This window comes from Aureimonas glaciei (assembly GCF_014643375.1).
In the GTDB taxonomy this organism is placed as follows: domain Bacteria; phylum Pseudomonadota; class Alphaproteobacteria; order Rhizobiales; family Rhizobiaceae; genus Plantimonas; species Plantimonas glaciei.
This window is the reverse complement of sequence record NZ_BMJJ01000016.1, coordinates 119437-128938: the sequence shown is the minus strand read 5'-3', so window position 1 is coordinate 128938 and position 9502 is coordinate 119437. Positions and strand designations below refer to the sequence as shown.

At 63.1% G+C, this 9502-nt stretch carries 12 protein-coding genes and 1 pseudogene; 2 read left to right on the top strand and 11 right to left on the bottom strand.

Translation table 11 applies throughout. The features are described 5' to 3' along the window. The 6 genes from IEX88_RS26680 to IEX88_RS24385 all read right to left on the bottom strand — a co-directional run. The coding region (locus tag IEX88_RS26680; RefSeq protein ID WP_210319333.1) for a hypothetical protein at positions 1-204 on the bottom strand (204 nt) is incomplete at its 3' end. 160 nt (positions 205-364) lie between these two features. Continuing rightward, positions 365-1309 (bottom strand): methylisocitrate lyase, encoded by a 945-nt coding sequence (gene prpB, locus IEX88_RS24405; protein ID WP_188855081.1) that lies wholly within the window; start codon positions 1307-1309, stop codon positions 365-367. A 16-nt stretch (positions 1310-1325) separates the two neighbouring features. Then, entirely contained in the window at positions 1326-1826 is a 501-nt protein-coding gene (locus IEX88_RS24400) for a tripartite tricarboxylate transporter permease (RefSeq protein ID WP_244640478.1), read from the bottom strand. Continuing rightward, entirely contained in the window at positions 1823-2020 is a 198-nt protein-coding gene (locus IEX88_RS24395) for a tripartite tricarboxylate transporter permease (protein WP_188855079.1), read from the bottom strand. The genes IEX88_RS24400 and IEX88_RS24395 overlap by 4 nt, the downstream gene beginning before the upstream one ends. A 3-nt stretch (positions 2021-2023) precedes the next feature. Next, positions 2024-2464 carry a tripartite tricarboxylate transporter TctB family protein gene (locus tag IEX88_RS24390; RefSeq protein WP_188855078.1) on the bottom strand — a complete coding sequence of 147 codons (441 nt, stop codon included), beginning with the start codon at positions 2462-2464 and terminating at the stop codon, positions 2024-2026. A 4-nt stretch (positions 2465-2468) separates the two neighbouring features. After that, positions 2469-3317: a tripartite tricarboxylate transporter substrate binding protein gene (locus IEX88_RS24385; RefSeq protein WP_244640477.1), complete on the bottom strand. Its 849-nt coding sequence runs from the start codon at positions 3315-3317 to the stop codon at positions 2469-2471. Between the two features lie 271 nt (positions 3318-3588). Between IEX88_RS24385 and IEX88_RS24380 the strand changes: the two genes are divergently transcribed. Next, positions 3589-4236: a GntR family transcriptional regulator gene (locus IEX88_RS24380; RefSeq protein WP_188855077.1), complete on the top strand. Its 648-nt coding sequence runs from the start codon at positions 3589-3591 to the stop codon at positions 4234-4236. A gap of 76 nt (positions 4237-4312) precedes the next feature. On the opposite strand, the pseudogene IEX88_RS24375 reads toward IEX88_RS24380, so the two are convergent. The 4 genes and pseudogenes from IEX88_RS24375 to IEX88_RS24360 form a co-directional block, all read right to left on the bottom strand. Beyond that, positions 4313-4686, bottom strand: a pseudogene (locus IEX88_RS24375) (SDR family NAD(P)-dependent oxidoreductase); the annotation flags it as partial. A 68-nt stretch (positions 4687-4754) separates the two neighbouring features. After that, positions 4755-4946 carry a hypothetical protein gene (locus IEX88_RS24370; protein ID WP_188855076.1) on the bottom strand — a complete coding sequence of 64 codons (192 nt, stop codon included), beginning with the start codon at positions 4944-4946 and terminating at the stop codon, positions 4755-4757. A 658-nt stretch (positions 4947-5604) separates the two neighbouring features. Continuing rightward, positions 5605-6297 carry an SDR family oxidoreductase gene (locus IEX88_RS24365; RefSeq protein ID WP_188855075.1) on the bottom strand — a complete coding sequence of 231 codons (693 nt, stop codon included), beginning with the start codon at positions 6295-6297 and terminating at the stop codon, positions 5605-5607. Between the two features lie 66 nt (positions 6298-6363). Then, positions 6364-7770 (bottom strand): amidase, encoded by a 1407-nt coding sequence (locus IEX88_RS24360; protein WP_188855074.1) that lies wholly within the window; start codon positions 7768-7770, stop codon positions 6364-6366. A gap of 104 nt (positions 7771-7874) precedes the next feature. Between IEX88_RS24360 and IEX88_RS24355 the strand changes: the two genes are divergently transcribed. Further along, a complete protein-coding gene (locus IEX88_RS24355) occupies positions 7875-8438 on the top strand; it encodes a TetR/AcrR family transcriptional regulator (protein ID WP_188855073.1) in 564 nt (187 codons plus the stop codon). Between the two features lie 119 nt (positions 8439-8557). Here IEX88_RS24355 and IEX88_RS24350 read toward each other — a convergent pair whose 3' ends face one another. Beyond that, positions 8558-9463 carry a LysR family transcriptional regulator gene (locus tag IEX88_RS24350; RefSeq protein ID WP_188855072.1) on the bottom strand — a complete coding sequence of 302 codons (906 nt, stop codon included), beginning with the start codon at positions 9461-9463 and terminating at the stop codon, positions 8558-8560. Positions 9464-9502: the final 39 nt, after the last annotated feature.

Genomic DNA, 9502 nt, shown 5'->3' with positions numbered 1-9502 from the left:
ACAGGAAAGGGCCCGATCGGGCCCTTTCCTGTGTCGTGCCCTCTCGGACGCGTGGCCTGGTTTTACTCCGCCACACTGGCCTGGAATTGCTCCGCCGTTGACAGTTTCTCCCATGCTGATCCAGTCACGCTCGTCGACAGCCAGGAAGAAGCGGCACAGCAGGTCATGGATAGCGTTGCGGATGTCGACGCCGACATTGCTCATGGCGGTCTCCTGATTGCACGGACCCTAACGAGCTCGGATGGGCCGGCCTGGTGACGACCAGGCGCGGACAGTCGGGAGGGACCAAGCTCGCGCGTCCGGCGACCGAAATCACAATTGGGAAGTCATACGGCTCATCAAGGAAGCTTCGAACTCGGTCTCTTCACGATGAAGACGCCTCCTCTTTCGATGAGGCTGCGGGAGATGCAGGGAGAACGGTTGCGACGATGCTACGGTCGAGCGCTTCGTAGTCGTAGTACCGGATGGTGTCGTAGAGCTCGGCTCGGGTCTGCATGCCTGGCAGCAGCGCCGCGGGCGTACCGTTCTTCCTGATCTCGGCATAGAGTGCCCCCTGAGCCCTCGCGGCGACGCGAAGCGAAGAGACTGGCCAGATCACCATCGCGTAGCCGAGATCCTGGAACTCCTTGGCGGTAAGCGCCGGTGTCCGCCCGAACTCGGTCATGTTCGCCAGCAGCTTCACGCCCGGCAGGCGCTCGGCCACTTCGCGAAACATCTCGACGGAGGTCAGCGCCTCTGGGAAGATCGCGTCCGCTCCTGCTTCAAGATAGAGCTTGGCGCGCGCAACGGCGCCATCGATGCCTTCGCTCGCCGCCGCATCGGTGCGCGCGACAATGACAAGATCCCGGCTTGCCCGCTTGGCCGCGTTCACCTTTGCCGCCATGTCGTTCGGAGCGGCCAACTGCTTGTCGTTGAGATGGCCACACTTCTTGGGAAGAAGCTGGTCCTCCATCTGCACCGCCGCAGCTCCGGCATCCTCGAAGGACCGCACCATGTGCATGACGTTCAACGTCTCCCCGTAGCCAGTGTCGCCGTCGGCGAGGATAGGTAGCTGCGAGGCGCGGGCGATCTGGCGAATATAGAAGCAGACGTCGTCGATCGTCAGGATGCCAAGGTCCGGGAGGCCCATCGACGCGCTCACGGCGGCGCCTGACAGGTAAAGTGCCTCGAACCCGGCATCCCGGGCCTGGATACCCGCTAGGCCGTTATGGGCCCCGGGAATGGAGAGGATTTCCGGCCGTTCCAGAAGGGCACGAAAGCGGGCCCCGGGTGCGGAGGTCGGAAGATCGGCGGCGATCAGGTAGGTCATGTTGTGTTCCTGTCGGTCAGTTCTCGGTGTCGGCCATGTGAGCGACTCGACGGCGAAGCCGGGGTGCGATCAGCGGCAGGGCGACGGCAGCCAGTGCCATCAGCCAGAGGCAGATGGCGAAGGGCGATGAAAGGAGGATGGTCGGATCACCGTCCGAGAGGGACATCGCGCGACGCAGGTTGTCTTCAAAAAGACGGGCCAGAACGAAGGCGATGAGAAGTGGTATCAACGGAATGCCAACCTTGCGCATGACATAGGCGAGGAGCCCGAGAAGAACTGTGAGGATGAGTTCGAAAGCCGAGTTCGTCGCCGCATAGACGCCGGCGAAGGAAAGTCCGAGTATCCCGGGGAACAGGACCCACGACGGCACCAGCAGGAGCCTCGCGAACAGCCCTACGAGCGGCAGGTTGAGGACGAGTAACATGACGTTGCCGATGTACATCGACGCAATCAGGCCCCACGCGATCTCGGGTCGTTGGGTGAAGAGGAGCGGGCCGGGCGTTATCGAATACATCATGAGCGCGCCGCACTTTCCGGAGGAAGGCCGAGGGCGAAGCATAGGGGTAAAAGGAGAACGATGGAGTTGATCGGGCCAATACCGGGCAGAGCCCCGACCGCTGTCCCCAGCGCCGCACCGAGGAGTGCCAGCAGGAGATTGAACGGCGTGATGGCGATCGAAAACCCATAGGCCAGGGATGACAACGCTTCCATGCGTCAGACTCCCAGAGGGCCACGCGGCAGGCCGAGGCCAAGACCGATGTCGATGAGCAAGAAGATCACCGTCGCCACCACCGCGGACGCAATGATCGATGGCACCGTCCTGCCCTTGAAAGCCTTGGCGCAGAGGAAACCAAGGATCGAGGTTGCCGGAATGAAGCCGAGAGGTTCCAGGATAAACGGATAGAGAAGGCATGCGGCGGCGACGAGGAGGATCCGCCCGTAGTCGCCGGCTTCCCAGGACATGGCTTCGGGCCGAAGCGCGATGGAAGCGCCCGACACGACGAGGATGATCCCGACGATGATCGGAAAGGCCTTGGGACCGATGGGATCGGCCGCGAACGCGACCTGGAGACTGTAGCCGTGCCAAGCGGCGCCGGCTCCGATCAGCAGGAGGATGATACCGCTGATGCGATCAAAGGTCGTGTTCGCGGCCATCCGATTACTTCCCGCTGGTCGGAAGGCCGACTTCTGTCGCCAGAGCCCTGAAGTCCTGCGTCAGCTTCTTGGCAAAGGCGCCGAAGTCCGCGCCGACGAGGTCGTACGCGTACAGGCCCTGTTCAGTCCGGGCCTTCTGCCATTCGGGATTGGCGTTGAGGGTGCTCAGCGCTTTGGTCCAGTAGGCGTATTGCTCGTCCGTGATCGCGGGCGGTGCATAGAAGCCGCGCACGATCGGCCATTCCACGTCGTAGCCGGCCTCCTTGGCCGTCGGCACTTCGGCATAGGCGCCGGGGAGGCGCTCGGCAGAGAACGTCGCCAGGACACGGATTTCGCCCGCCTCGAGCTGGCCGACCATCTCCGAAGCATCGCCTGGCAGGGCTTCGATCGTGCCGCCGAGGAGAGCCGCCAGCGCCTCGCCGCCGCCTTCGTAGGACAGATAGCGCATCTTCTTCGGATCGGCGCCCGCCGCCTTGGCGACGAGAGCTGGCTTCATCCAGTCCTGGCTGCCGACGGTCCCGCCAGCGCCGATCGCGACCGAAGCAGGATCGACCTTCAGGGCGGCGACGAAGTCCTCCAGCGTCTTGAAGCGGCTGTCCTTGCGGACGGCGAGCACGCCGTAATCGGCGCCGACCGCGCCGAGCCAGCGCACGTCGTTCTCTGAGAAGCGGCCGAACTTGCCTTGGGCGAGATTGACCCAGGACCCGGTCGAGACTGCGACGATCACGTTCGGATCCTTGCGCCGCTGCGCCTGGATTGTGTTGTAGGCCACCGCGCCGATGCCGCCGGGCATGTTGGTCGTTCGGATCGAGGGCTCGACAATGCCGAGCTCGTTGAGCTTCTGCGACGTCAAACGGCACGTGAGATCAAAACCGCCGCCCGGGGCTGCCGGCGCAATGCATTCCGGGTTGCGAGGCTGAAAATCCTGCGCTGAGGCGGCAGCCGGCATAAGCATGACGGCGCCCACGGCCCAATGGATATAGTTCACGTACGTGTCCTCCCAGACGTTCAAGTGTCGACACTTTAGCTAAGGAAGGCAAAATATCAAGCGGAAGATTCGTCGTTTGGATGGATATGTCGACACTTGTGAGGTATCGAAGTCGAGGTGAACAGCGGAAGTTCAAATGATGCGTTCAAATCAGTCCGAGACGATCTACCGTTCCCTGACCCGCGCTATCCTCAGCGGCGAGATCTCACCCGGTGCAAAAATCAGCGAGCCGGCCATCGCGGAGCAAATGGGGGTGAGCCGGGCTCCTGTGAGGGAAGCAATCCGTCGCCTTCAGGAGCGAGGAGTTGTCACCTATGTTGCCAACCAAGGCGTGCGGGTCGTGTCGCCGACGCTTAGTGATTTCCTGGCACTGCTCGATGTGCGCGAGGCGCTGGAGGCGATGGCCTGCCGGCTGGCCGCCACCAAAATGAGCGTTGGAGAAGTTGAACATCTACAAAGGACCGTTGAAGCCCATGGTCGCGCACTCGATGCCGACCCTCACGGTCCATATCTTCAGGACGACTACGATACCGACTTCCATGTTCAGGTAGCCCGGGGCTGCGGCAACCCCGTTCTTACCGAGCTACTCTGCGACCAGTTCTATCCGCGGCTGAAGCTTTGCCGCGCGAAGCATCGGTCGGTGAAAGGCCGCGGACTCGCCGCATGGAAGGAACATCTGCGCATCGTCGAGGCGATCGTGGAGCGGGACCCGGAGGGTGCTGAATTTCAAATGCGCCGCCATGTCAAAGCAGCGAGGGCAGCTTTGGTTGAAGCGTCCCAATAGGCAGCGCTTGGCCTGCGCGGGAAGCGTCTAAACCATGCCTCGAGACACAGATGGTCCGCGCACAACGTCGCGGGTTGGCGGCAGCTCGAATGTTGGCGATCACTCCGAAGGTGTTGATGGTCCACTGCCGGTCCATCGCCTCGTTGTCGATCTCGGGACCGTCGATGGCCCTGCCCTGCCAAGCCACGGCAGCGTTGTTGACGAGGATGTCGAGCCGCCCGAACGTCTCGACCACTCGTCCGATCAGCGGCCTCGAAGTCTTCGGATCACCCTGGTCGGCCTTGATGGCGAGGGCACGAACCCCTTCGCCATGAGCCCTTCAACAACGGCGGCAGCCTTTTCGTCCGAGGCGGCGTAGCTGGTCGCTACGTCCGCCCCCGCGTCGGCCAGCGCGGCTGCGATAGCGGCGCCGAGGCCACGCGAACCGCCGGTGACGAGCGCGACCTTACCGGCTCCTGGTCATGGTAACTCCTTAGATGGGGTTGGGTGGCTGTTCCCGTCGCCAGCGTCGGTCCTCATCAGGGTTGATGCGGTGCGGCCGAAGCGGACGGACGAAAGGTGTCGCGAGCTCGGAACACGACGGCAACGACAGCGCCCGCGACGCAGACGCCGCTTGCTACGAAGAAGGCGGAGCTGATCCCCGCTGTGTCGAGCAGCAGGCCGCCGATCACGGCGCCCGTCGCCAGCGCGATCTGGAAGGCGCTGACCATCAGGGCGGAACCGTCGGCAACACCGACGCGGAGGCCGTTCTTGGCTATCTTCGCGCCGCTGCGTTGGACGACATGTACGTGAAAGGGGGCCGGCTCCGTGCCGACGGGACCATGCTTCACGACATGTATTTGCTGCGCGTCAAGACGCCCGCGGCGGCCACCGGACCTTGGGACGTATACGACTTAATCGACACAGTTTCCGGTGAAGACGCGTTCCCGGAAGACTAGCAGGATGGAAGCGCGGCGCCCGGATTTCGATCGTTCGGTGCTTCGGGGGAAAGGCTTCAGCCTGGGTCGCGTCGGTCGACCGAGAGCGTCGCTGTCCCATACGTTCGATGAGCGCAACCGTATGCCGGTGTGGACGGACGACCGACTGAAGACCGCCTACGATGGTGGCGGCGGACTACTGTCGCAGGTGCCGCCTCCTGAGTGACTAATCAAGTTCCGATGTCCGGCTCTATTCTAGCTCTGACGAGGAACAGGCGGCGCGGCTTCATTGAAGCCGATCCACTACGTCAGCCCCTCCATGCCCCCTGGCGTAGTCGACCATTCTCCCATCCTGCCCGGGCTTATCCAACGGCGAGGGTTGTTGAGGTGCGGGCGGCGACAGACGGGTCCTGTTTCTGGCGAGAGACACAATGCGTCGGAACTGTGCTCGTCAGGCTAGTGCCTCTCGAGCCGGGGCGTTTGGGATCCTCCAGCCTTTGATGGCCGCCACGGCCTCGACGATCGCTTGCGCTCCGGCCGTAACCTCAAGGATCACATGGTGGAGGTCGGGGTTGCGGAGCAGTTCGATGATAGTGTCTGCCACATCGTCGCGGCTGATCTCGTCATGGATCTTGGTCAGCCCGAGATCGACGCGCCCGGCCCCCGGCCTGTCCGTGAGAGCGGATGGCCGAACGATCACCCAGTCGAGATCGGTGAGGACGAGCTTCGTCTCGGCCTTCTTCTTCTCTGCCATATACAGCTCGAAGTCGTCGTCCATGCGACGTTCCCGCCACGCCTCTGGAAACACCGAGACGAGGATGAAGTGGCGCACGCCCGCCAGTTCCGCGGCGGCGGCAAGTTTGGAGGGTCCGTCTCCGTCGATCTGGACGGTCGCATCCGGACGATCCTTGCCTCCAGCGCCCGCGGTAAACACGACGGCATCGCTTCCCCGCATGGCTCCTGCCAAATCGCCGACTGACATGGTGACGATGTTGCCTGGCACGGTTGATATCCCTTCCGTCGCCAGTTCATTCCCCACCTGGGGGCGCCGGACCGGACCGGTCGCCTCATCGCCGCTCTCGGTAAGCTTCTTTGCGACGCGTCGACCAACGCCTCCGCCGATTCCGACCACAAAGACCTTCATTTCCATCTCTCCTTTTGCAAGTAGTGACGGCGGCACTCATCGCGGAGCACCGCCTGTTCATGGGGCTCAGATGTCCGGGTGCAGATCCCGAACAAGGCTCACGCCTTCCAAAAGCGAAGCCACGTGCAGGATCGTGGACTCCGCCTGCCATGCTCCGACGATTTGCACGTTGATCGGCAGCCCTTCCTGGCTCGTCCCGAACCGCATCGCGAGTCCGGGCAGCCCGGTGACGTTGAGGGGCACGGTCGCGCCTTGGAGATAGGTTGCGTCTACGGTCTGGCCGTCGATGTTGAACTCCTCCACCCCATGCTTGTGCGCCGGGATCGGCAGCACGTGGGTGATCAGGGCATCGTAGCGGGTGAAGTAGTCGGCATAGCCATCACGCAGCCGCTCGGCCGCCTGTTCAGCTTCGATGTAGTCCTTCATCGACGTGTCGGGCAGCGACAGCATGGTCCTGGCCATCTTGTACATCTCGCCCTCATGGCCAGCCATTGCCTCTTGAAACGCTGGCTTCATCTCCATGACGTGCAGACGGTTGAACACATCAAGGGCGAAGTCGCGCTCCAATGCTGGGATGCCAACGTGCTCGACGAGGACGCCGAGGCCCTTCAGCGCCTCTGCCGCAGCCTTGACGGTCGCTGCGACTTCGGGATCGACAGGCCCGAAGCCGGGGCCGACCATCCAGCCCACTCGGAGCTGGCCAACTGTCCGCTGTCCAACGCCCGAATCGCTTCGGGCGGTGCTGGTTGCGAATGCATCCTGGCCGTCCGGCCCGGCGAGTTGCGAGAAGGCAAGGGCGACGTCTCGGACCGAACGTGCCATCGGCCCGACATGCCAAAAACGGCGTGGTGCACGGGGCCAGATGCCCGTCATGGGCACGCGGCCGTGCGTTGCCTTCATCGAGGTGATCCCGGTCTGCGCGGCCGGACCCCGGACGGAGATCGCAAGGTCCGTGCCGAGGCCGAGCGGTGACATGCCCGCTGCGATGGCCGCCGACTCCCCACCGCTCGATCCACCCGGAGTACGGCTCATGTCCCAAGGGTTGTTCGAGCGCCCGGAGAGCAGGTTGTCGCTCTCGATCCAGTAGGAGAACTCGGGAAGGTTGGTCTTCGCCAGGAGGATGCCGCCGGCGTTCTTCATGCGGGCGACGCTGGTGGCGTCCTGGTCGGGCACCCGTCCCCGGAAGATCGGCGAGCCCCGCTGCGTCAGCACCCACGCGGTATCGATCGAGTCCTTCACGGTGAAGGGGACGCCGTGCAGCGGACCGAGCTTGCCGCCGGCCATGACGGCCACCTCCGCGGCCCTGGCCGCGTCGAGAGCGCCTTCCGCGACCGTGACGATCGCGTTGATCTTCGGGTTGACGGCCCCGATGCGATCGAGGTGCGCTTGCATGACCTCAACGGGCGAAATCTCCCGGGTGCGGATGAGCTCCGCGATCTTTGTTGCGTCGAGACGAGTGATCTGATGTGCCATACGAATTTCCCTGCCTGTCACTTGATAGGCAGGCTGTAGGGCTTCCAAAGGCTGACGTCAACGTCTATCTGTCACTTGGTAGGCAAATGAGAGAAAGGCAGACGATGGCATCAAACGTGAGGGAAGACATTCTGGCCGCTGCGAAGCGCGCGGCGCAAGCGCATGGCTACGGTGGCCTAAACTTCCGGGAGCTCGCGGCCGAGGTTGGCATCAAGGGTGCGAGCATCCACTACCACTTCCCGACGAAGGCCGACCTTGGTGCGGCCGTTGCCAAGCGCTATTGGGAGGACTCTGAGACCGTTCTGAGGGCTTTGTGGAATGGGGGAGCGGACCCCGCCGGCGCCCTCCGGGAATATCCCAACACATTCCGCGTCTCGCTCGAGAACGGGAACCGCATCTGCCTGTGCAGCTTCATGTCTGCCGAGCACGACGATCTACCGGATCCGGTGAAGACAGAGGTGACCGCTTTCGCAGACGTCAATGTGGCATGGCTCGCTAAGGTTCTGTCAGCGACGACCGACACAGATCCCCCCGAGTGCCAACAACGTGCCTGCGCCATCTTCGCCGCCGTTGCCGGAGCTCAGCTTATGGCGCGGAGCCGTTCGGACATCTCGGTCTTCGACGGACTGATTGAAAGCTACCGTAAGGCCGGACTACTTCCAGCTTAGAGGCGACGGTGAGACGCGGGCAGCGGACTAATTGGATCGCTGGTTCTGAGGAAGTGCGGAGTGCGCCACACACGATTGTCAGGCCGGGCTGGTGCGACTACAACTTCAGCAGCCCTCGATCAGGCAACCATAAAGGTAGAGGCCACCTCTCCGATCAGCGACCGCAACCAGCGATGAGCGGGATCATGGCGGTAGCGCACATGCCATGCCATCTCGACCGGGAAGGTCCCGAGGTCGACCGGCGCGGGGAGGACCTTCACCCGTGGATCGTGTGCCAGCCGTCGGCAGATCAAGTTGGGTAATGTCGCGCAGTAGTCCGTGACGGCGACCACCTCCGCGACCGAGAAGAAGTTGGTGACCGAGATCGCAATCTCACGCTTGAGCTGCTGCTGCGCCAATGCCTGGTATAAGCCCGCGCGCATGCGACCCGGCGGCACCACGTTGACGTGCTTCATCCGCTCGAACTGATCGCGAGTGATGCTGTCGCCGATGTGGGGATGGTCCGCTCGTACGATGCAGGCGAGTCCCTCATTCATCACGTGCTGCACGACGAGGTTGTCAGGCGGATCCACGATCCGCCCGAGCACCAATGCAGTGGTGCCGGAAATGACCCCGGTTTCGACGAGGTCGTTGCCGTATGGGGTCAGGCGCAGCTTGATGCCGGGTGCGACCTCATGGAGCTTCGCTACGACCGCAGGCACCAAGGCAAATTCCACATAGCCATTAGGGGCGATGGTCAGCACGCGCTCCGCCTTTGCCGGGTCGAAGTCCTGCTGGCCCAGCACGGCGTCATCAAGCTTTGCCAATGCCTCGGCGATAGCGGGTGCCAGTTCCAGTGCGATCGGCGTCGGCTGAATGCCGTAGCGCTCCCGCACGAAGAGCTGGTCCTGCAACATGATGCGCAGGCGGGCGAGCGCATTGGACAGGGCCGGCTGGGTCATGCCGACCCGTTCGGCGGCGCGTGTGACGCTACGCTCTTCCATGAGGGCAACGAAGATAGGCAACAGGTTTAGGTCGTACCGCATGGTTATGTCGGTATCAGAATATCTATAATCCGAGAAATG